Below are 22,340 nucleotides of genomic sequence, written 5' to 3' on the forward strand. Positions count from 1 at the left end.
GGCCCGGGAAGGCGGTTTCTTCGACAGATGAGACCGGTTTCCGACCCGGCATACGGCCCCCACCCCTCAGAGGCCGTCTGGGGCGCGTTCTCGAGCAGCTTGCCGAGGGGTCGGCGAGGGACCGTCGAGGGCTCAGCGGCCGGTCGTGAAGAAGGTCCAGGTGCCGTCGCCGGCGATCCCGACGCGGTAGCCGGTGTAGCCGCCGTCCTGGCGCATCTTGGTCGCGGCGGCGCGGGTGACGAGGCCGGCGGAGACGACGACGTCCCACTCGGCGTCGGTCTGGGCGTACTGCTCGGAGAAGACGCGCGGCTGGATCGTCCCGTCGAACGTCTCGGTCAGCGGCAGGGTGAGCAGCGTCGCGAGCGCGACGAAGTTCTGCGGGGTGCGCGTCGTGAAGATCGCCGAGGGCGCCTGGTCGCCGGCGAGCCCGGTCGCGTCTGCCTTGGCCATCGAGACGAGGGCGGCGGCGTCGCAGGCCTTGGCCGCGGCGTGCACCTTCTTGGCCGTGGCGGCGGCTGCGCTGGTCATGCCGCTCGTGTTGGGGGCGCCGGACTTCGAGGCGGGGCAGCTCGCGCGGGTGGGCGACGGCGTCGCCGAGGGGGCGCGCGTGGCCGTCGCGGTCGGGCTCGGGGTTGAGGTGGGGGTCGGGGTCGGGGTCACCGAGGGGGTGGCGGTCGGCGTCGTCGTGACGGTCGGGGTGGCGCTGGGCGTCTCGCTCGGGGTCGGCGTCTCCGACGGCGAGGTGCTGGGACTTGACGACCTCGACGGCGCCGCGGTCGGCTCGTTGTCGGAGCAGGCACCGAGCGCGAGGACGGCGACGAGCATCGGCGCGGCCACGCGGACGGTGCGGAGCGTGCGGCGGGTGGACAGGAGGGAACCCCGGGTCGTCATGGCGCTCACTGTAACGGGAGTGACTGGTGTGACTAGTTCGCCACGCGGCGGGTGGGCTGGGCGGCGGCGGTGCGTTCGACGACCTCACGCACGACGTCCGGCAGGGGGACCGTGTGCCGTGCGCCCCGGTCGACGTAGACCTGCGCCCACAGCCCATGGGCGGCGATGGCGCCGCTCCCCTCGGCGAAGAGGCCGAAGGCGAAGGTCACGCTCTTGGTCCCGACCCGCTCGACCCGGACGCCGACGTCGATCGGCTGCGGGTAGGCGAGCTCGGAGTAGAACCGGCACGACGACTCGGCGACGACGCCCATCGCCTCCGAGACCGTCTCGTCGATCCCGGTCTCCCGGATGAGCCAGGCGTTGAGGACCGAGTCGAACAGCTCGTAGTAGACGGCGTTGTTGAGGTGGCCGTACATGTCGTTGTCGGACCACCGCGTCGAGACCCGCTGGATCTCGGGGAAGTCCGAGCGCTCGAGGGTGCGGGGGTCGGGCTGGTCCGAGGTCATGCCTCTCAGGCTAGTTGCGCGCTGGTGGCGCGCGCCGTCGCGGGCCGTCGCGTCAATGCCCTCTCCCCTTGCGTCAGCGTCAACGGCTGCTAGAGCGACCCTCGACGCTGACGTTGCGAGCAGGCGCCCTCGTTGCGTCAGCGTCGGCGGCTGCTAGAGCGACCACTGACGCTGACGCAACGAGGCGGAGGGCCCGGGGGACGGCTGAGTCGGCCGTGCCGCAACGCGCAGGGGTCAGAAGGCGGGGAGCACCGAGCTGTCGGCCCAGGTCTTCGTGAGGTAGGCCTTGACCTCGGGCGAGTGGAGCAGCTCGTCGAGCTTCTTGAGCGCCGGGTTGGACTCGTCCGCGGCCTGCACCGCGAGGAAGTTGGCGTACGGGTTGCCGTCCGCCTCCTCGACGAGGATCGCGTCCTTGGACGGGGACAGGTTGGCCTCGAGCGCGTAGTTGCCGTTGATGACGGCGACGTCGAGGTCGTCGAGCGAGCGCACGAGCTGCGCGGGGTCGGTCTCGACGAACGTGAGCTTCTTGGCGTTCTCGTCGACGTCGTAGATCGTCGCGTTGGTCGCGTCCTTGCCGGCCTTGAGCGTGATGACGCCCGCCTTGGCGAGGAGCTCGAGCGCCCGGCCCTGGTTGGACGGGTCGTTGTTGATGCCGACCTGGGCGCCCTCGGTGAGCGCGGCGACGTCGGTGACCTTCTTCGAGTACAGCGCGAACGGCTCGACGTGCACGCCCTCGTAGTGCGCGAACTCGTAGCCCCGGTCCTTCACCTGCGCCTCGTAGTAGGGCAGGTGCTGGTAGTAGTTCGCGTCGAGGGTGCCCTCGGCGAGCTGGACGTTGGGCTGGACGTAGTCGTCGAAGGACTTGATCTCGAGGTCGAGCCCGGCCTCGGCGGCGAGCTCCTTGTCAACGAACTCGAGGATCTTGGCGTGCGGCGTGGGCGAGGCACCGATGACGAGCTTGGTGACGCCCTGGTCATCGGCCCCCGGGGCACTGCTGTCGCCACCTCCGGCGCCGCAGGCCGTGAGGCTCGCAGCGACGAGGAACGAGGCTCCGGCGGCGAGGCCACGACGAGGGAAGGAGGGCATGGGGATTCCTTTCGGTGTGCCGGCCGGTCGGCCGACGGGGGTGTGCCGGGTGAGCGGCGGATCAGGTGGGCCGACGGCGCTGTCGGGAGCGGACGGCATACGCCGCCCGGGGGTTCAGCGGTGGTCGACGGCGCGCGCGACGCGGTCGCCGGCCACCTGGACGAGCTGGACGACGGCGACGAGCAGCACGACGGCCGCGATCATGACATCGGTCTGGAACCGGTTGTAGCCGTAGGACATCGCCGTGGCCCCGAGGCCACCACCACCCACCGCACCGGCCATGGCGCTGTAACCGATGAGCGCGATGACGGTCGTGGTGAGCCCGGCGACGATGCCGGGCAGGGCCTCGGGCAGGAGCACCTTGCGGGTGACGTCCCAGCGGGTGGCGCCCATCATCGTGGCGGCCTCGACCTTGCCCGACGACACCTCGCGCAGCGAGGTCTCGACGAGGCGGGCGAAGAACGGCACGGCGCCGATGGTCAGCGGCACGATCATCGCCCGCCAGCCGACGGTCGTCCCTGCGACGAAGCGGGTGAACGGGATGATCGCGATCATCAGGATGAGGAAGGGCAGCGAGCGCCCGACGTTGACGACGCCCCCGAGCACGCGGTTGAGGCCCGGTCGGGGGGAGATGCCTCCCGGGGAGCTGTTGTGGAGCAGCACTCCGACGACGACACCGAGCAGGGCGGTGATCGCCGCCGACCCGACGGTCATGGCCAAGGTCTCCGCGAGCGCAACCGGCAGCCCCTCGGTGATGACCGGGTTGTCGAGCCATTCGGCCTCGGTCCTCATGCCGCCACCTCCGGGTGGAGGCGCGCGGTGTCGAGGACGCCGTGGGCGCGGTCGACCTGGCTCGGGTCGGCGAGCTCGACGAGGAGGCGCCCGACCCGGCGCCCGGCGATGGTCTCGACGGTCGCGGCGGCCACGTCGGACTCGATGCCCTCGCGGCGGAGCAGGGCGACGATGCCGTCGATGGTGCCGACCGTCGCGTCGGGGTGCCCGAGGGCGACCTGGAGGCGGGTGAGTCCGTCCGCCGCGGGTTCGACGAGGGGGATGAGCTCGCGGTGCAGGCGGTTGGTCGGGTCCGAGATGAGCTCGCCGAGGCGGCCCTGCTCGAGCACGGCCCCGTCGCCGAGCAGCGTCACGGCGTCGCAGACCTCGCGCACGACCGAGGGCTCGTGGGTGATGATGACGATGGTGATGCGGAGCCGGTCGCGCAGCTCGCGGAGCAGGGCGAGGATCGAGCCGGTGGTGGCGGCGTCGAGGGCCGAGGTCGGCTCGTCGCAGAGGAGGATCTCGGGGTCCGCGGCCAGCGCCCGGGCGATGCCGACGCGCTGCTGCTGACCACCGGAGAGCTGGCCGGGGTGGTTCCGGGCGCGGTCGGCCAGGCCGACGAGGTCGAGCAGCTCGGTGACGCGGGCGTCGATGCGGGCCTTGTCCCAGCCGGCGATCTCGAGCGGCAGGGCGACGTTGTCGGCGGCGGTGCGGGAGTCGAGCAGGTTGGCGTGCTGGTAGACGACGCCGAACCGGCGCCGCGCAGCCCGGAGCTGGTCACCGCGCAGGACGGTGATGTCCTCGCCGGCGACGACGACCTCTCCCGACGTCGGGCGCTCGAGCCCGGTGAGGCAGCGGATCAGCGTCGACTTGCCGGCGCCGGAGCGTCCGACGATGCCGTGGATCTCACCCCGGGGGACGGTGAGGGAGACCCGGTCGAGCGCCGTGACGGCGCCGCTGCGCGACTCGAAGGTCTTGGTGAGGTCCCGCACGGCCAGGGCCGGGGGAGCTGATGAATCGTCAACCACACATCCATAATCAAGGGTTATTCGTCGCATAAGCAAATCGGTCCCACGCGCTGGTCCGGGTGCGCCCGGCATACGGCTTGCGTCTGCGCGGATGGTGAGGTTTCTGACCATCCACGCAGACGCTGCCCTGGCCCTGGGTGGGTGCGTCCGCAGAGGTGGTCGAGTTTCCGACCAGGGTTGCGGACGCTGGCGTATGCCGGGGCGCGCGTTCCGGGGTCAGCCAGCGGCCGCCGGGGTGGGTGGGGACGTCGCGGGGGAGGCGCCGAGGGTGCGTTCGCCGACGAGGACGCTGGGAATGATCCCGAGCACGATCGACACGAGGACCTCCGTGCCCACGGGGTAGCGGACGGAGTGCGGCTGCCACGACCGGACGGTGCGACCGGACGCAAGCCGGACGGTGTGCAGGACGAAGGCACCGTGGTACTCGACGTGCGTCACGACCGCCGGCGCCCCGTGCACCCCGACGCCGGGCAGCTTGAGCGAGACCTCGTGCGGGCGCAGGACGATCTCGGCCTGGTCCGTGTCCCTGCGCACGGTGACGAGGCCGAGCTCGCAGGCGAGACCCTCCTCGACGAGCGAGGCGGGCAGGAAGTCGGCGTCACCCATGAACGAGGCGACGAAACGGCTCACCGGGCGCTCGAAGACCTCGACCGGGGTGCCGAGCTGCTCGATGACGCCTTCGCGCATGACCCCGACCCGGTCGCCGACGGCGAGCGCCTCGGTCTGGTCGTGGGTGACGAGCACGGCGGTGGTGCCCGTGGCGCGCAGGACCTCGACGGTGTCGGCGCGCACCCGCGCCCGCAGGGACTCGTCGAGCGACGAGAACGGCTCGTCCATGAGGACGACCGCCGGCCGGGGGGCGAGGGCCCGGGCGAGCGCCACCCGCTGCTGCTCGCCACCGGACAGCTCGTGCGGGTAGCGGTCGGCGACGTGCGAGAGGTGGACGAGGTCGAGCACCTCACGCACCCGGGCGTCCTGCTCTCCGCGCGGACGGTCGGCGAGGCCGAAGCGGATGTTATCGCCGACGCGCAGGTGCGGGAAGAGGGCGTGCTCCTGGAAGACGAGGCCGACCCGGCGCTTCTCCGGTGGAACCCAGGACGGTCCGGCGACGACGCGGCCGCCCACGGTCACGGCGCCGGAGTCCGGGCGCTCGAGGCCGGCGATGAGACGCAGCAGGGTCGACTTGCCGCAGCCGGACGGGCCGATGAGCGCGAGGATCTCGCCCTGCGGCATCGAGAGGTCGAGGTCGCAGACGGCTGGGGTGACCCCGTACGACTTGGTGACCCCGTCGATCAGCAGGGCGTCGGTCATGACGTCACCTGCTGGTGCGGCTCGGCGAGGCGCACCTGCCGCACGAGGAACCACACCGGGACGATCGCGAGCGCGACGATGAGGAGGGCGGGCAGCGCGGCCTGCTCCCAGAAGTTCTCGTTGGCGAGCTCGTAGACCCACACCGAGAGCGTCGTGAACCCGAAGGGGCGCAGCAGCAGCACGAGCGGCAGCTCCTTGACGGCGTCGACGGCGACGAGCACGAGAGCGACGGCGATGCCCGAGCGCGACAGCGGCAGGTGGACCTTGCGCAGCACCCGCATCGGGCTCGCGCCGAGGGAGAAGGCCGAGTTCGTCACCGACGCCGAGATCGTCGCGAAGCTCGCGTCGACCGCCTGGTAGGCCGGCGCGAGGAACCGGACGACGTAGGAGGCGAGGATGCCGAGCACCGAGCCGGTGACGACGAGGCCGGTCCCGCCGGGCACCCCGAGCGCCTCGAGCCAGCCGTCGAGGGCGGCGAAGGCGACGAGGACGCCGATCCCGATGACGGCGCCCGGGACGGCATACCCGAAGGTCGTGAGCTGCGCGGCCGCCCTGGCGAGACGACCACCCGTGACGCGCACCCCGTGGGTCACGAGCAGGGCCAGCGCGACGCAGGCGATCGCGGCGAGCGCGGCCATGACCGCGCTGTTGGTGAGGTTGCTGGCGAAGCGGCCGGTCGAGAGCGAGGAGGAGTCGGCCAGGGTCGCGCTCACCGCCCACCAGAGCAGCTGAACGACCGGCAGGAGGAAGCCGGCGGCGAGCACCGAGGCCGCCGCTGCGAACGCCCACCAGCGGGAGGCACCGGTGAGCACGTGCGGCGCGGCCGGCGGGCGCTGGCCGCCACCGCGGGAGTCGTAGCGGGCGCCACCGCGCAGGATCCGCTCGCCGGCGAGCACCATGACCGCGAAGACGAGGACGAGCACGGAAAGCTGCGCCGCCGACGCGAAGTCGAAGCTCCCCTTCCATGTGAGGTAGACGCCGACCGAGACGGTGCGCACCCCGAAGTACTGCACCGTGGCGAAGTCGGTGAGCGTCTCCATCATGACGACGGCGAGCCCGCCGGCGAGCGCGGGACGCGCCAGCGGCAGCAGCACCTGCCGGAAGGCCCGCCACGGCGAGGCACCGAGCATCCGGGCGGCGTCCCAGGTCGCCTGCCCCTGCCCGCGGAAGGCCGCGCGGGAGAGCAGGAAGACGTACGGGTACAGGGTCAGCGACAGCACGACGGGCGCGCCGAGGTGTCCGGCGAGGAGCTCGACGACCGCCGACCCGCCGAAGACGTCGCGCGACGCCCGCGCCGGCCCGCCGGCCGCACCGAACGTCGAGAGGAAGAGGAAGCCGAGCACGTACGCCGGCATCGCCAGCGGCAGGACGAGCAGCCAGGAGAACGCCCGGCGGCCGGGGAAGTCGTATGCCGTGACGAGCCACGCCAGCCCGACGCCCAGGAGCGCGGTGCCCACCGCCACCCCCGCGAGGAGCAGGACCGTCGTGAGCAGCATCTCGCCGAGGTCACCCGGCCAGGCGGGGCTGCCCACGGAGGCGACCGCCGCGGCGAGCACGGAGAGCACCGGCACCGAGACGACGAGCGCGATGACGACGACGGTCGCCGACCACCAGGGCCGGCCCGTCCCCGCGAACCGCGCCCGGGTGCTCGAACGAGCGCTGGAGCGGGTGCTCGGCCAGGTGCTCACGGCGTGCTCACTGCGGGTCGGTCACTGGTAGCCGGCCTCGGAGAGGACCTTGACGGCCTCGGCGTTCTGCGAGCCGTACGCCTGCGCCGACAGCGGCATGCGGGTGAACTCCCCGAACCCGGCGATGACCGGCTCGGGCTTCACCGACTCGTTGACGGGGTACTCGTGGTTGCCGTCGACGAACGCGCTCTGGCCCTTGGTGGCGAGCCACTCGATGAGCTGCTGCGCCTGGGCGGCGTTGTCGGAGGACCTCACGACACCGGCCCCCGAGATGTTGACGTGGGTGCCGGCGCCGGACTGAGAGGCCCAGAACGGCTTGACCTTGAGGTCGGCCTTCTTCTCGAGCTCGCGGGCGAGGTAGTAGTGGTTGGTGATGCCGACGTCGCACTGGTCGGCGTCGATCGCCTTGAGCAGCTCGACGTCGTTGGACTTGATGTCGACGCCGTTGGCCACCCAGCCCTTGACGGTGGCGAGCGCCTTGTCGCGGCCGTCGAGGTCGATGAGGCTCGCGACGAGGCTCTGCGTGTAGGCCGACGTGGAGTCTCGCATGCAGAGGCGGTCCTTCCACTTCGGGTCGGTGAGGCCGGCATACGTGTTCGTCGCGTCGAAGTCGGTGGGCTTGACCTTGTCGGGGTTGTACATCGTCGTGCGGGCGCGCATCGCGAGGCCGAACCACTGGTTGCCGCTGTCGCGCAGGTCGGCGGGGACGGCCTCACTGAGCGCGGTGGAGTCGAGCGGGCGCAGGACGCCCTCCTCGCCGGCGTTCCAGAGGTTGCCGGCGTCGACGGTCATGTACACGTCGGCCTCGCCGTCGTCCCCCTCGGCCTTGATCCGCTGGAGCAGCTCGGCGTCGTTGCCCGAGATGAACTCGACGCTGATGCCGGTCTCGTCCTGGAAGTCCTTGAACGCGCCCTCGAGGTCGTAGTGCCGCGCGGAGTAGATCTGCAGGTCGGCGGAGCTGCCACCGATGCCGAGGACGCCGCACCCCGCGAGGGGCAGGACGGTCGCCGTGGCGACGAGGCCGGCGGTGAGGACGCGAGCGGTGCGGGGCACGAGGGACTCCTGGTCTGGTCGGCGAACCCCACCATTGAACCGGAGTTAGGTAAGCCTGACCAAATCCCAGTACCATCGATCGCTGTGACGGCCCCCGCCCTGCCCCGGCACCGCGTCGCCCTCGTCGGGCGGCTGCGGTCGTTCGGTGGTGCCACCGCCCTGTCCTGGGCCGGTTCGGCAGGGCTCGAGACGATGACGTATGCCGCCCTGGCCGACCGCGTCGACGCCCGCCGGGCCACGCTGGGGCCGGCTCCACGGCTCGTGCTCCTCGAGGCGACGAACGACCTCGAGACGGTGACGACGCTGCTCGCCGCGCTCGCCGGTGGCCACCCGGTGCTCGTCACCTCGTCGGGCTCGGACGGTCTCGTCACGGCCTACGACCCCGACGTGGTGGCGCGCGGCGGCGAGCTCGCCGAGCGGCGGGAGGGCAGCGTCCACACATTCCACCCCGACCTCGCCCTCCTCCTCTCGACGTCGGGTTCGACCGGGTCGCCCAAGCTCGTCCGGCTCAGCGCGGCCAACCTCGACTGCAACGCGGTCCAGATCGCCGACGCGCTCGAGCTCGGACCGGACGACGTCGCGACGACGACGCTGCCGCTGCAGTACTGCTACGGCCTGTCCGTCCTCCTCAGCCACCTGTCGGTCGGCGCCGGGGTGCTGCTCACCGACCTGTCCGTCGTCGACGCGTGCTTCTGGGACGCGTTCGCCGCCGCCGGGGGGACGACCCTGGCCGGGGTGCCCTACACGTTCGACCTGCTCGACGCGGTCGGGTTCGCGTCGATGGACCTGCCCTCGCTCCGGCTCCTCACCCAGGCCGGCGGTCGGATGGACCCAGCGACCGTGCGGCGCTGGGCCGGGCTCGGCGAGGAGCGCGGCTTCGAGCTGTGCGTGATGTACGGCCAGACCGAGGCGACCGCCCGCATGGCGACCCTGCCGCCGCGGCTGGCCGGCACGCACCCCTCGTCGGTCGGGGTCGCGGTGCGCGGCGGCCACTTCCGGATCGAGCCGCTGTCAGCGTCGGAGGACGCCGGGACCGGCGTCGGCGAGCTCGTCTACACGGGCGGCAACGTCATGATGGGCTACGCCGAGTCGCCCGCCGACCTGGCCCGAGGCCCCGAGGTGCACGAGCTCCGGACCGGTGACCTCGCCCGGTTCGACGCCGACGGGCTCGTCGAGCTCGTCGGCCGCCGCACCCGGGTCGCCAAGGTGTGCGGCCTGCGGATCGACCTCGACCGGGTCGAGACGGACCTCGCGGCCGACGGCCACACGGCATACGTCCTCGATGGCGGGGACCGCCTGCTCGTTGCGCTCGTGGCCGTCGACGACGCCGTCCCGGAGCGCGTCCGCCGTGCGGTGAGCGAGCGGTATGCCGTCCCGCGCGCGGCGGTGGCCGTGCTCGCGCTCGACGCGGCCCCGCGCACCGTCTCGGGCAAGGTCGACCGCCCCGCCCTCGCCGCCCAGTTCTCCGCGCCGCCGCCGGCTCCGACTCCGGCCCCCGCCCCGGCCTCGGCCCCGGGCGCCCAGCGTCTGCGCGGATGGTCAGAAACCTCACCATCGACGCAGACGCAAGCGGGGGGTGCGGGTGCGGCGGGTGCGGTGGACGAGGTGCGGGCGCTCTACGCGGTCGTCCTCGACCGGCCGGACGCCACCGTCGACGACTCGTTCGTCACCCTGCGCGGTGACTCGCTGTCCTACGTCGAGATGTCGGTCCGGCTCGAAGGGCTGCTCGGGACGCTGCCCGCGTCGTGGCAGGTCCGCTCGATCGCGGAGCTCGTGGAGCAGGCGGAGGCACGGCGCGTCCCGGTCGAGGCCGAGCCGGGACCGGTGCGGCGGTGGTTGCGCGGGCGGGTCGTCGAGACCTCGGTCCTGCTGCGTGCCCTCGCGATCGCGGTCATCGTGCTCACCCACGCGGGTGTCCTCGAGGTCCGCGGTGGGGCGCACGTGCTGCTCGCCGTCGCCGGCTACGCGTTTGCGCGCTTCCAGCTCGCCGGTGCGCGTCGCGGCGACCGGGTCGCCCACGTCCTCGAGTCGGTGACCCGGATCGCCGTGCCCAGCGCCGTCTGGATCGGGGTGCTCGTCCTCATCGACGAGCGCTACACCGGGTGGAACGCCGCCCTGCTCACCTCCGTCCTCGGCGCCGACGTCAACGCGCAGTGGCGCTACTGGTTCGTCGAGGTGCTCGTCCACCTGCTCGCCGGTGTCGCGGTGCTGCTGAGCGTGCCGGCCCTCGACCGGCTCGAGCGGGCCCGGCCGTTCGCGGTGCCGGTCGGCCTCGCCCTGATCGGTCTCGTGATCCGGTTCGGGCTCGTCGACGTTGGCTCGCACCACGTCAACGGGCGGCCCGCCGCGGTGCTCTGGCTGTTCGCCCTCGGGTGGGCGATGGCCCGCGCGGACGCGAGGTGGCAGCGGTGGCTGCTCACGGCATACGTCGTCGTGGTCGTGCCCGGCACCTTCGGTGACCTGACCCGCGAGCTCACCGTCGCCGTCGGACTGCTCGTCCTGCTGTGGGTGCGCTCCGTCCGGGTGCCCGCGTTCCTCGTGCCGGTGCTCGTGCCGCTCGCGTCGGCGTCGCTGTTCATCTACCTCGTGCAGTGGGAGGTGCTGGGCAGGGTCGGCTACTCGCTGCTCGGCGCCGTGGCGGCGGTCGTCGCGGGCTGGATCGTGTGGCGCGGGTCGACCCCGCTCGTCGAGCCGGTCGCGCGGTGGGTCGGTCGCCAGGTGTCGCGACGGATGGAGACGCCGGCGCGCTCGGGCTCCGGCGCGACGCTCAGCTGAGGATGTCCTGCCGGCGGAAGCGCCGGTAGCCGAGGGCGACGAAGAGCACGGTGTAGAGGATCGACCACAGCGCGCCGTGGCGCAGGTCGGCCCAGTCCACCGGTCCGGAGACGAGCAGGTCGAGCCAGGCCCGGGAGTAGTGCGCCGGCAGCGCCTTGCGCCAGTCGCCGAGGGCGTCGATCGAGTCGAGGATGCCCGAGACGATGAGCAGGATGAGCGCGCCGCCCACCGCGGCGAGCGGGGTCTGGCTCCGGACGCCCACCCAGAACGAGAAGGCACCCACCGGAGCGATCATGACGAGGACGTAGCCGACCGCGAGCGCCATCCGGGGGAGCCACTCGCCCCAGGGCAGCTCACCGCCGCCGAGGATGCTGAACGGCTCGGTGCCGTACGCGAGGGTGCCGACGAGGAGGGCCCACGCGGGGAGGGTGACGACGAGCGCCGCGGTCGAGAGGAACCCGATGACGAGCTTGCTCGTGAGCAGGCGAGCTCGCGTGACCGGCGCGGTGAGCAGGTAGCGCAGCGACGCCCAGGACGCCTCGGCCGGGACCGGGTCGCCGGCGAAGAGCGCGGCGACGATGAAGAGGAGCAGCTCGGCCGAGACGAAGAAGGCGAACACGGTGAAGTTCGGCCCACCGCCGGTCGCGAGGTCGACGAGCCGGACGGTGGGGTCGCCGGGCCGGCCGGGGTCGTTGTCGAGGGAGAACGCCGTCACGAGGATGAGCGGCAGCGCGGTGACGATCCCGATGATCCAGAGCGTGCGACGCCGTCCGAGCTGGCGACGCAGCTCGGCCCGCCAGGACAGGGGCCGGCTCATCGGGCACGCACCTGGCGCAGGCGCTCGACGAGCGAGCCGTCCGCGGACCCGTCGGCGGACGGGGCCTGCGAGGACGCGATGACCCCGAGGAAGACCTCCTCGAGGTGGCGCCGGCTGCCGACCCCGACGACCTCAGCGCCGGCGTCGACGACGGCGCGGACGACGGACTCGCGGGGCCGGTCGGAGACGACGGTGAGGGTTGGCTTCGACGGGTCGTCGATGACCTCGAGCGACCGCGTGCCGTCGGCGCCCTCGAGAGCCGCCCGGGCGGGGGCGAGCGAGGCGAGGGAGGCCAGTTCGAAGACGGTGGTGTCCTCGCTCGAGAGGAGCTCGGCGACCGGACCGGCGGTGACGACGCGCCCGGCGTTCATGACGACGACGTGGCTGCAGGTCAGCTCGACCTCCGCGAGGAGGTGGCTGGAGACGACCACGGTGCGTCCGGACGCGGCGTAGGACTGGAGGATCGGGCGCATCGCGGCGATCTGGGGCGGGTCGAGGCCGTTGGTCGGCTCGTCGAGGAAGAGCACCTCGGGCCGGCCGAGCATCGCCTGGGCGATGCCGAGGCGCTGCTTCATGCCGTGGCTGTAGGTGCGCACCGGACGGTCGAGGGCGCCGCCGAGCGCCGCGACGGCGAGGGCCTCGTCCATGCCGGCCTCGGCGGCGGGGCGTCCGGTGGCGGCCCAGTACGCCTGGAGGTTCTGCCGGCCCGTGAGGTGGGGCAGGAACCCCGGCCCCTCGACGAGCGCTCCGACCCGGCCGAGGACCTCCGAGCCCGGGTGGACCGGTCGACCCAGGACGTGGACCATCCCCGAGTCGGGGGTGATGAGGCCGAGCATCATCCGCATCGTCGTCGTCTTGCCGGCGCCGTTGGGACCGAGCAGGCCGACGACCTGGCCCCGCTCCGCGCGCCAGGACACGTCGTCGACGGCCCGGTGCCCGTCGGCGTACGTCTTGACGAGGCGGTCGACGACGAGCGGGATGTCGGCGTACTCCTCACGCACGTGCTCCCGGTGCCGGCGCCGGCTCCGCAGCAGGGCCGACCCGCCGATCCCGCCGAGCAGGGCGAGGATGCCGCCGGCGAGGGCGATCGACTCGGTGTCCCGCTCGGTGGTCGACGGGAGGATACGGCCCTCCGCCGTCGGCACGGTGAGGGTGGGGGTGGCGAGGGTGATGCGGTCGGCACGGGCCTGCCGGGGGGTGGTGAACGCCGTGTCCGTCGTCGTGACGAGGACGCGCCATCGGCTCCCCGCGGCCATCGACCAGACCGAGGCGGGGAGGTCGACGGTGACGTCCGTGGCCCGGCCGGGTGTCAGCGCCACCCGGATGGGCGCGGTGAGGGAGCGCTGCTGGACCGCGTCGGTGCCCTCGACCCGCCAGAGCGAGACGAAGAGGGTCGCCTCCTCCCCGGTCGACGTCACCCGGAGCTGCACGCTGGGGGTGCCCACGACCGTGAGGGAGCGTTCGAGCACGGCGCTGTCGAAGGCGGTCGACATGCCGGGGAGGGCGGCGAGCCGGTAGGTCGGCAGCTCCAGCGAGCCGATCCCGGGGAGGGAGGTCATCGAGCTGGGCTGGCCGCCCGGAGGAGTGAGCAGGGCCGCCGGTTCGTCGGGGACGCGCAGCGGGACCTGCCGGGGGGTGCCCCGCAGCCCGAGGTACGCGTCGAGGGTCGCCACGGGGGCGGTGTCGCTGCGCCGGGGGACCGGGAGCGAGTAGGTGAAGGCGGGGACGGGGAGCGGGTCGGTCCGGCTGCCGGCGAGGTACGTGCGCAGCCAGGTCCGGGCGGCGCCCTCGTCGAGGCCGGGGTTGGAGGAGGCGCCGTCGTGCCCGCCGTCGGTCCAGCGCACGGCGTGGCGGGTCCCCGCGGCGGCCAGGCCGGCGGCGTTGGCATCGGCCTGATCGAGCCCGAAGAGGGTGTCGGCCTCACCCTGCACGAGGAGGGTCGGCGCGGTGACGGCGGAGATCGTCCCGCGCGGGCTGTTGCGACGCAGGGTCGCGGTGAGCCCGACGCTCGGCCGGCCGGTCTCGGCGGCGTTCTGGAGCGCGGCGCACAGCCCCAGCTCGAAGCGCCCGCACAGCACGTCCGCCGGGCCAGCCACCGCGCCCGCGCCCGCCGCGACTGCCCCCACCACTGATTGCGCATCGCGGTCCCAGGAACCCGACTTATTGCGCATTCCGGTCCCTTCGCTGACCGGCGCGGGCTCCGCGGTCTGACCGGAATGCGCAATAAGTCGGGTTGACGCCGGGTCCGCCCCGGCGGAGGGACCTGGGGCCGAGGAGGTGGGGGCGGCGGTGCCGGTGGCGGTGCCGGCGCTGGTGAGGGAGCCGACGCTCGCGCCGAAGAAGCGGGCGCCCCACAGCTGCTTGTAGGGGCCGGGCGTGGTGCTGCCCGCTGCCGCCTGGGGGAAGAGGGCAGTGGAGAGGTCGTTCCACGTGATGGCGGCGACCGTGGCGTCGACCCGCTGGTCGACCCCCGCGAGCATGAGCGCGAACGCTCCGCCGTAGGAGCCGCCCACGACCGCGACCCGCGGGTCCCCCGAGCCGTCCTGCCTCACCTCGGGACGGGCGGCGAGGAGGTCGAGGAGGACCGTGCCGTCGGCGACCTCGTGGTCCGGCGAGTTGAGGTGGATCCGGCCGCCGGAGCGACCGAAGCCGCGCGCCGTGAAGGTCAGGACGACGTGGCCGTCCGCGGCGTACTGCCGCGCCTCGCGGTCGACGGACTCCTTGCTGCCACCGAAGCCGTGGGCGAGCAGCACGGCAGGGCGCGGCTCGTCGCCGCCGGGGAGGTAGAGCCGGGTGTCGAGCCGGACCGGCGTGCCGTCGGTCTCGGCCCCGACGTCGACGAGCTGGTCGGTCGTCCTGACGTCCGCGGCCGTGGTGGAGGTGGCGTCCGCGGCCGTGGTGGAGGTGGTGCCGCCAGCGGCCGAGACCGGGGCGGCATGGCCCCCGAGGACGGACAACCCGGTGAGGGCGCCGACCACGGTCGCGAGGACACGACGACGACGTGCCTGAGCGAGCCGCTGCATGGGCTCATCCTCTCGCGACGACGTCCGGGGGTCGGTCCTGTGCCTACCGCACACCCGACGAACGTCTCGACCCCACGACTTGGTTCCGCCCGCGCCCCAACGCCCCCAGCGCCCGACGGCCCGGTCGGGGATCAGGCCTCGAGGGTGCGGTCGAAGAGCTCGCGCACCTCGCCCGGCAGAGCAGGCTCGGGGATGGTGACGTCGAGCGGCGGCGACTCGCAGCTCACCCCGTAGCAGAAGCGGTCCGGCTGGGCCGGCCCTCCGGCGAACGACTGCAGCGTCGGCGTCGGCCCCGCGAGGAGCGAACGCCACGCGGACGCGTCGGCGGCGGGCAGCTCGTCGAGGCTGATGGTGCGCTCGCGGACGAGGCCGGCGAACCCGCCGGTCCGGCGAACCTGGACCTCGACCGCCCCTCCCGGCCCGCCCGCGCCCGCGTCAACGTCAGCGTCATCGGTCGCTGGAACAGCCGTTGGCGCTGACGCAACGGGGGGGTCGGAGACGCCCACCGAACGCCACGCGGAGCGGACCGCCTCGACCTCGGCGGAGCCCTCGCCGTAGGCGCCGGCCGCCGCCTCCTCGGTGAGCGCGGCGAACGCCACGAAGTCGCAGTCCGCCTTGATGTCACCGGTGATCGCGGCATACCAGATGGAGCCCGGACGCTCCCAGGCGTTGCCGCCGAGAGTGGTGGCCACGAGGTGGAAGGCCTTGTTGGGGATGCCGGAGTTGATGTGGACCCCGCCGTTGTCGTCGTCGGTGACGACGAAGTCGCGCATGTGCCCCGGCTGCGGGTCCCGGCCCAGCCGCGGGTCGTCGTAGGCGGTGCCCGGCTCCTTCATCGAGCGCAGCGCGACGCCCTGCACGGTCGGTCCGAGGAGCTCGGCGCCGATGAGCCAGTCGGACTCCTGCGCGCTCAGCCCCAGGGCCCGCTGCTTGACGAGGATGCCGAAGACGTCGGACACGTGCTCGTTGAGCGCGCCGGCCTGGTCCTGGTAGACGAGGCCGGAGGTGTACTGGGTGACGCCGTGCGCGAGCTCGTGCCCGATGACGTCCAGGCTGCGGGTGAAGCCGAGCAGCACCTCGCCGTCCCCGTCGCCGAAGACCATCTGGGTGCCGTCCCAGAACGCGTTGTCGTAGTCGGTGCCGTAGTGGACGGTCGCGAGCAGCCCGAGCCCCTTGTCGTCGAGGCTGTTGCGCCCGTATGCCGCGTGCCACAGCTCCCAGGTCGCGCCGAGCCCGTCGTACGCCTCGTTGACCGCGGTGTCGTCGCTGGCCGGGTCGCCCTCGGAGCGCACCACCGTGCCGGGCAGCGTCGTGCCGTGGGTGGCGTCGTGGACGACCCGGTTGGGGGCGACCGACGTGGCCCGCGCGGCCCTGCGGCTCACGCCCGGCCGCGCCCGCAGGGTCCGGTCGCGTACGCGCTGCTCGTAGCGGAGCTGGTCGAGGCGAAGCGTCTCGCGGGCCGGTTGCTCGAGGTGCGGCTCGCCCGAGGTGGCGAGCGCCTCGAGCAGGTAGGGCGGCACGATCCCGCACCGCGCGGGTGGGGGCGCGGGGGTCGTGGTGTCCTGCGGCTCGTCCGTCGTCATGAGCCCATCCTCACCCGCACCTCCGACAGTCGCACCTGCAGACGTGTCATGGTGGAGGCAGCCCGACGCCTGTCGCCCCCGGAGTCACCACGCATGACCACACCCTTGCCCCGCCGTGTCGCCCTCCGATCCGTCGCCGCGGCCGTCGTCGTCCTGGCGAGCGGACCCGTGGCCGCCTGTTCGATCCCGGGCGGGACGGAGGACCGCGAGGACCGGGCTCACGAGCTGACGTTCCGGCCGACGGGCACCGCCGGTGCCGTGGACCCGGCCGGCCCGGGGCTCGACGAGGTGACCGCCGCCGCGTCCCGCGCCCTGCTCGACCGTGCCACCACCGTGGTCGTCAGCTCGACCGACGACGCCGACCTCGCGGACGCCGTGGCCGCGGCCCTCCACCTCGGCGTCCCGCTGCTCGTCGCCGGGCCCGCGCTCGTCGCCGAGCTCGACCGGCTCGCCACCCACACGGTGATCCGGTATGCCGCCCGCGCACCTCGCCCGCCCGCCGGCCCAGCCGGCCCCGACGGCCCCGACGGCCCCGAGGAGCTCGGTGACCGCGAGGTCGTCGAGGGCACGGCCGTGGCAGACCTCCCGGACCTGCCCGGGCTGCCGGCGACCCCCCGCAAGGGAGCGGCGACGGTCCTGCTTCGCGCCGGCACCCCGGTCCCTCCGGCGCTCGAGCCCTGGCTGCACCTCGCCGGCTCCGCACCCGTGGAGGTCACGGTGACGGACGTCCGCACCTCGACCGCGGCCCGGGAGGCCCTGAGATCCAGCCCGAACGGCCCGGTGCTCGCCCTCGGCGCCGATTTCGGGGAGGACCACGTGCTGGCCCAGCGGGTGCGCACCACGGCCCGGGCCCCCGAGCTGCCCGGTGGCGGGCTCCTGCCGTTCCCGGACCGGATGATGGTCGCGCTCTACGGACACCCGCTGACCGCGGCGCTGGGGATGCTCGGCGAGCAGAGGCCCGCGGAGGCCGTGGAGCGGGCCACCGAGCTGGCGGAGGAGTATGCCGCGCTGACCGACACGCGCGTCGTCCCCGCGTTCGAGCTCATCGCCACCGTGGCCTCGGTGTCGAAGCAGGACGGCTCCTACTCCACCCGCACGAAGATCTCGACCCTCCTGCCGTGGATCGAGGCCGCCGAGGACGCCGGGGTCTACGTCGTCCTCGACCTCCAGCCCGGCCGCTCCGACTTCCTCACCCAGGCCAAGGCCTACGAGGAGCTGCTCCGGCGTCCCTGGGTGGGACTCGCCCTCGACCCCGAGTGGCGGCTGCGCCCGGACCAGGTGCACCTCACCCAGATCGGCTCGGTCGGCATCGACGAGGTCAACGAGGTCGGGGCCTGGCTCGCCGGGATCGTCCGCGACCACGACCTGCCGCCCAAGGTGCTCACCCTGCACCAGTTCAACCTGAGGATGATCCGCGACCGGGAGCGCCTCGACACCTCGCTCGACGAGATCCAGTGGCTCCTGCACGCCGACGGCCAGGGGTCGCAGGGGGCGAAGCAGGAGACGTGGACCGCGTTGCGCCGCAGCCTGCCCGCGGGGGTGTGGCTCGGCTGGAAGAACTTCGAGGACGAGGACCGGCCCATGCTCAGCGTCGAGCAGACGATGGACCGGGTCGACCCGCGCCCCTCGTTCATCTCCTACCAGTAGGCCAGAGCGGCAGGCTCAGCCGTAGGTGTCGCGCGGCCCGCGGCCGTCCTGCACGCGGCGCGCACCCTTGGACCACGACGGCGCCGACGGTCCGACGACCCGGATCTGGCTCACCGTGCCCTCGCCCACCTCGCGGGCGAGCGAGGCCATGAGCGTGTTGGCCATGAGCCGCAGGTTCGTCGCCCACGCGGTCGAGTCGGCCCGCACGGTGAGGACGGTGTCGACGAACTCGACCGGGTGGCAGTGCTGCGCGACCTCCGTCCCGACGATCGAGGGCCAGCGGCCGATGACCGAGCCGACGGCGACGTCGACCTTCCACCCGCGCTCGCTGACGAACGCGTCGAGCTCGTCGCCGAGCGTCTGCGGGTCCCGACCGCCGCGCCGGCTCTCGCCACCGACCCCCGGCATGTCCTTGAACCGCCGCTTCGGCTTGACGCCGGGGCGCAGCCCTCGAGCCCGGGCCGCCGCCCGCGCCCGCAGCAGCGCGTCCGCCGGGGCGCCGATCGCGTCCTCCGGGGTCGGCCCCGCGTCCGGGTCGGAGCCCTCGTCGGTGCCCGGCACGCCACCGGGACCGGTCACGTCACTCACGCGCGGTCACCTCACCCAGCGACACGGCATACGTGCGTCCCCGCAGCTGGACCGGGACGTCCTCCTCGACGGCCGCGGTGATGAGCACCTGCTCGCAGTCGGCCACCATCGCCGCGAGGCGCGCACGGCGTCCCGAGTCGAGCTCGGCGAAGACGTCGTCGAGGATGAGGACCGGGTCGTCCCCGAGGTCGTGCCGGAGCAGGTGGTATGCCGCGAGCTTGAGTCCCAGGGCGAAGCTCCAGGACTCGCCGTGGCTGGCGTAGCCCTTGGCCGGGAGCTCGCCGAGGGTGAGGACGACGTCGTCGCGGTGCGGCCCGACGAGGGTGACCCCCCGCTCGATCTCCTGCGGCCGCACCTCCGCGAAGGCCTCGAGCAGCTCGGCGTGCAGCTCCGCCATCTCGGGGACCTCGCCGGCGGCGATCCGGGCGGCCATCTCTTCGCGCACCGAGGCGCGGTAGCTCACCCGGGCGTCGGACTGGCCCGCGCTCACCTCGTCGTAGGCCTTGCCGAGCAGAGGCCCCAGGTCGCGCAGCAGTCGGAGCCGCGCATAGAGCAGGGGCGCCGCCACGCCGGCGAGCTGACCGTTCCAGACCTCGAGCGTGCGCAGGGCGTCCTCGCGCTCGCTCGCGACGTCGAGGCCCTCGACCGGTCGCCGCTGCTTGCCGCGCCCGCGCAACACGGGCGCCGCCGACTTGAGCAGGGCGTTGCGCTGCTTGAGGATCTTGTCGTAGTCGCCCCGGGCCCCGGCCCAGCGCGGCTGGCGGGCCACGAGGAGGTCGTCGAGGAAGCGTCGGCGCTCCGACGGGTCGCCCTTGACGAGCGCGAGGTCCTCGGGCGCGAAGAGTACGGTGCGCACCTGACCGAGGACGTCACGAGGGCGGGTCATCGGCGACTTGTTGAGCCGCGCCCGGTTGGCCCGGCCCGGGGTGATCTCCAGCTCCACCATCGACTCGCGGCCGTCGCGCACCACCGCGCCGCGGATGATCGCCTGGGCGGCGCCGAAACGGACCAGCGGCGCGTCGTTGGACACGCGGTGGCTGCTCAGCGACGCGAGGTAGCCGATCGCCTCGACGAGGTTGGTCTTGCCCTGCCCGTTGAGCCCGACGAAGGTCGTGATCCCGGGCTCGAGCGGGAGCTCGGCGCTCGCGTAGCTGCGGAAGTCACCGACCGTGAGGTGTCGGACGTACACGCGGGGCTCAGGTCTTCTTGGCGGCGCGCTTCCGCGTCGACGCGGTGCCGGACGTCGGGCCGGAGGGCGACCCCGTCGACCCGGATCCCGAGGACGGGCCGGCCGCGGCGGCCTCGCGTCCCTTGGCGGCGGCCTTGGTGGCGCTCTTGACCGGCTTCTCCTTGCGGGCCGCCTTGGCCTTGGCGGTCTCGGGCGCCTTGGGCCCGGCGGCCGCCTCGGAGCGCAGCGTGTCGCCCTCGCCGATCGACATGACCTGGTGGCCGCCGAACTGGCCGCGCAGGGCGGCGACGGCCTGCATCGTCGGGGAGGACTGCTGCCGCGAGGCGAAGCGGGCGAACAACGAGGCCGAGATGACGGGCATGGGCACGGCGTTGGCGATGCCCTCCTCGACGGTCCAGCGACCCTCGCCGGAGTCGGCGGTGTAGTCGGAGACGTCCTCGAGCTCGGGGTTGTCCTCGAGCGCCTTGACCATGAGGTCGAGCAGCCAGGAGCGCACGACGGTGCCGCGGCTCCACGCCTTGAACGAGCCGGGGACGTCCTTGACGATGTCCTTCTTCTGGAGCAGCTCGTAGCCCTCGGCGTAGGCGTGCATGAGGCCGTACTCGATGCCGTTGTGGACCATCTTCACGTAGTGGCCGGCGCCGATGTCGCCCGCGTGGACGAAGCCCTCGTCGCGCGGTCCCTCGGGACGCAGCGCGTCGAAGATCGGCATCGCCTTGGCGACGTTGGCCTTCGTGCCGCCGACCATGAGCCCGTAGCCGTTGTCGAGGCCCCAGATGCCGCCGGAGACGCCGCAGTCGAGGTAGCCGATGCCCTGGGTCTTGAGCAGCTTCTCGTTCTCGATGTCGTCGGTGAACCGGCTGTTGCCGCCGTCGATGACGAGGTCACCCTTGTCGAGGAGGTCGGCCAGCTTGGCGACGGTCTCGCGGGTCGGGTCACCGTGGGGGACCATCACCCAGACCACGCGCGGCGCCTCGAGCTTCTTGACGAGCGCGGCGAGGGTCCTGACGTCGGAGACGTCTGGGTTGCGGTCGTAGCCGACGACCTCGTGCCCGGCGCGACGGATGCGCTCGCGCATGTTGCCGCCCATCTTGCCCAGGCCGATGAGTCCCAGTTGCATGTGGCTGCCCCTTCAGGTGGCGGACGTTCGTGTGCGCGCAGTGCTGGTCAGGCTACGCCGCTCAGCTCGCGAAACGCACCGGCATGATGACGTACCGGTAGCTCGTGTCCGCCTCGCCGTCGATCTCGGCCTGGCCGCTGAGGACCGCCGGCCGTGAGGGCTGCGTGAACGACAGCCGGCTGAACTCCGTGCCGACCGCGCCGAGGCCGTCGAGGAGGAAGCCGGGGTTGAACGCGACCTCGATGTCGGGGCCGGTGAGCGTGGCCTCGACGGCCTCGCTCGCCTGGGCGTCCTCGCCGGTGCCGGCCTCGATGGCGACCTGGCCCTCGCTGAAGCGCAGCCGGACGGGGGTGTTGCGCTCGGCGACGAGCGCCACGCGCTTGACGGCCTCGACGAGGTCGGCGGTCGCGACGACCGACTCGGTCTCGGAGGTCGACGGGAAGATGGAGCTGACCTTGGGGTACTCGCCGTCGAGCAGGCGGGTGGTCGTGCGGCGGGAGCCGGCCTCGAAGCCGACGAGCCCGTCGCCACCGGCCGCGGAGCCGAGGGCCACGTCGATCGAGCCGCTGGCACCCAGCGAGCGCGCGGTGTCCGAGAGGGTGCGGGCCGGGACGAGCACGATGTGGCTCGCGGCGCTGTCGGTGGGGTTCCACGTGAGCTCGCGCATGGCCAGGCGGTAGCGGTCGGTGGCGAGCAGCGTCATCTTGTCGCCCTCGATCTCGACGCGCACACCGGTGAGGATCGGCAGGGTGTCGCCGCGGTCCGCCGCGATCGCGACCTGGCCGACGGCCTGGGTGAAGAGGTGGCCGTCGATGGAGCCGCTGGGCTCCGGCGACGTCGGCAGGGTCGGGTAGTCGTCCGAGGGCATCTGCAGCAGGCTGAAGCGGCTCGAGCCGCAGACGACCTGGACCTTGGAGCCGTGCACCTCGACGTCGACCGGCTTGTTGGGCAGGTTGCGCGAGATGTCGGCGAGCAGCCGGCCCAGGACGAGCACGGTGCCGGCGTCGCTGACCTCGGCCGGGACGGTGAGCCGGGCGGAGACCTCGTAGTCGAACGCGGAGAGCGTCACCGTCCCCTCCTCGCTGGCCTCGATGAGGATGCCGGCGAGCACGGGGACGGGCGGACGCGCCGGAAGTCCACGGGCCACCCAGGTGACCGCCTCGGCAAGGACTTCACGCTCGACGCGGAACTTCACGGCATACCGACCTTCACTGTGGTGCTGCAACGGGCACGCTGCAGGCTGGAGCGCACGCAGGGTCAC

Annotated in this window: 17 protein-coding genes; 2 read left to right on the forward strand and 15 right to left on the reverse strand. The window is 73.1% G+C overall.

The window, feature by feature from the left end:
* Window positions 1-132 precede the first annotated feature (132 nt).
* From AC3EU2_RS07500 to AC3EU2_RS07535, 8 genes are all read right to left on the reverse strand, one after another.
* Complete coding sequence (locus AC3EU2_RS07500) at window positions 133-891, reverse strand: hypothetical protein (protein ID WP_488179084.1); 759 nt, start codon at window positions 889-891, stop codon at window positions 133-135.
* Window positions 892-923: 32 nt separating this feature from the next.
* The gene (locus tag AC3EU2_RS07505) at window positions 924-1,397 is read right to left on the reverse strand and encodes an acyl-CoA thioesterase (protein WP_488179085.1); all 474 of its coding nucleotides are present in this window, start codon (window positions 1,395-1,397) and stop codon (window positions 924-926) included.
* A gap of 234 nt (window positions 1,398-1,631) precedes the next feature.
* Window positions 1,632-2,483, reverse strand: a complete 852-nt coding sequence (locus tag AC3EU2_RS07510) for a MetQ/NlpA family ABC transporter substrate-binding protein (protein WP_488179086.1) — start codon at window positions 2,481-2,483, stop codon at window positions 1,632-1,634.
* 114 nt (window positions 2,484-2,597) lie between these two features.
* On the reverse strand, window positions 2,598-3,275 hold the full coding sequence (locus AC3EU2_RS07515; protein ID WP_488179087.1) for a methionine ABC transporter permease: 678 nt from the start codon (window positions 3,273-3,275) through the stop codon (window positions 2,598-2,600).
* Complete coding sequence (locus AC3EU2_RS07520; protein ID WP_488179088.1) at window positions 3,272-4,285, reverse strand: methionine ABC transporter ATP-binding protein; 1,014 nt, start codon at window positions 4,283-4,285, stop codon at window positions 3,272-3,274. Before AC3EU2_RS07520 ends, AC3EU2_RS07515 begins: the two co-directional genes overlap by 4 nt.
* 216 nt (window positions 4,286-4,501) lie before the next feature.
* Window positions 4,502-5,596 (reverse strand): ABC transporter ATP-binding protein, encoded by a 1,095-nt coding sequence (locus tag AC3EU2_RS07525; protein WP_488179089.1) that lies wholly within the window; start codon window positions 5,594-5,596, stop codon window positions 4,502-4,504.
* Window positions 5,593-7,284, reverse strand: coding sequence for an ABC transporter permease (locus AC3EU2_RS07530; RefSeq protein WP_488179090.1), 1,692 nt, complete (start codon window positions 7,282-7,284; stop codon window positions 5,593-5,595). Before AC3EU2_RS07530 ends, AC3EU2_RS07525 begins: the two co-directional genes overlap by 4 nt.
* A 21-nt stretch (window positions 7,285-7,305) precedes the next feature.
* Window positions 7,306-8,337, reverse strand: a complete 1,032-nt coding sequence (locus AC3EU2_RS07535; RefSeq protein ID WP_488179091.1) for an extracellular solute-binding protein — start codon at window positions 8,335-8,337, stop codon at window positions 7,306-7,308.
* A gap of 84 nt (window positions 8,338-8,421) precedes the next feature.
* On the opposite strand from AC3EU2_RS07535, the gene AC3EU2_RS07540 reads away from it, so the two are divergent.
* Entirely contained in the window at window positions 8,422-11,112 is a 2,691-nt protein-coding gene (locus AC3EU2_RS07540) for an AMP-binding protein (RefSeq protein WP_488179092.1), read from the forward strand.
* Here the strand turns inward: AC3EU2_RS07540 and AC3EU2_RS07545 are convergent.
* The 3 genes from AC3EU2_RS07545 to AC3EU2_RS07555 form a co-directional block, all read right to left on the reverse strand.
* Window positions 11,105-11,929 carry an ABC transporter permease gene (locus tag AC3EU2_RS07545; RefSeq protein WP_488179093.1) on the reverse strand — a complete coding sequence of 275 codons (825 nt, stop codon included), beginning with the start codon at window positions 11,927-11,929 and terminating at the stop codon, window positions 11,105-11,107. The two genes, AC3EU2_RS07540 and AC3EU2_RS07545, sit on opposite strands and share 8 nt — an antisense overlap.
* A complete protein-coding gene (locus AC3EU2_RS07550; RefSeq protein ID WP_488179094.1) occupies window positions 11,926-14,952 on the reverse strand; it encodes an alpha/beta fold hydrolase in 3,027 nt (1,008 codons plus the stop codon). Before AC3EU2_RS07550 ends, AC3EU2_RS07545 begins: the two co-directional genes overlap by 4 nt.
* 131 nt (window positions 14,953-15,083) lie before the next feature.
* A complete protein-coding gene (locus tag AC3EU2_RS07555) occupies window positions 15,084-16,535 on the reverse strand; it encodes a protealysin inhibitor emfourin (protein WP_488179095.1) in 1,452 nt (483 codons plus the stop codon).
* 93 nt (window positions 16,536-16,628) lie between these two features.
* Here AC3EU2_RS07555 and AC3EU2_RS07560 point away from each other — a divergent pair, with 93 nt between their 5' ends.
* Window positions 16,629-18,182: a hypothetical protein gene (locus AC3EU2_RS07560; protein ID WP_488179096.1), complete on the forward strand. Its 1,554-nt coding sequence runs from the start codon at window positions 16,629-16,631 to the stop codon at window positions 18,180-18,182.
* Window positions 18,183-18,197: 15 nt separating this feature from the next.
* On the opposite strand, the gene AC3EU2_RS07565 is transcribed toward AC3EU2_RS07560, so the two are convergent.
* The 4 genes from AC3EU2_RS07565 to dnaN all read right to left on the reverse strand — a co-directional run bounded on the left by AC3EU2_RS07565 (window position 18,198) and on the right by dnaN (window position 22,274).
* A complete protein-coding gene (locus AC3EU2_RS07565) occupies window positions 18,198-18,761 on the reverse strand; it encodes a DciA family protein (RefSeq protein ID WP_488179452.1) in 564 nt (187 codons plus the stop codon).
* Window position 18,762: 1 nt separating this feature from the next.
* Entirely contained in the window at window positions 18,763-19,959 is a 1,197-nt protein-coding gene (gene recF, locus AC3EU2_RS07570) for a DNA replication/repair protein RecF (RefSeq protein WP_488179097.1), read from the reverse strand.
* A gap of 7 nt (window positions 19,960-19,966) precedes the next feature.
* Window positions 19,967-21,079: a phosphogluconate dehydrogenase (NAD(+)-dependent, decarboxylating) gene (gene gnd / locus AC3EU2_RS07575; RefSeq protein ID WP_488179098.1), complete on the reverse strand. Its 1,113-nt coding sequence runs from the start codon at window positions 21,077-21,079 to the stop codon at window positions 19,967-19,969.
* Between the two features lie 61 nt (window positions 21,080-21,140).
* Window positions 21,141-22,274: a DNA polymerase III subunit beta gene (dnaN, locus tag AC3EU2_RS07580; protein ID WP_488179099.1), complete on the reverse strand. Its 1,134-nt coding sequence runs from the start codon at window positions 22,272-22,274 to the stop codon at window positions 21,141-21,143.
* Between the last annotated feature and the right edge of the window lie 66 nt (window positions 22,275-22,340).

Source organism: Knoellia sp. B-D-2 (genome assembly GCF_057714695.1).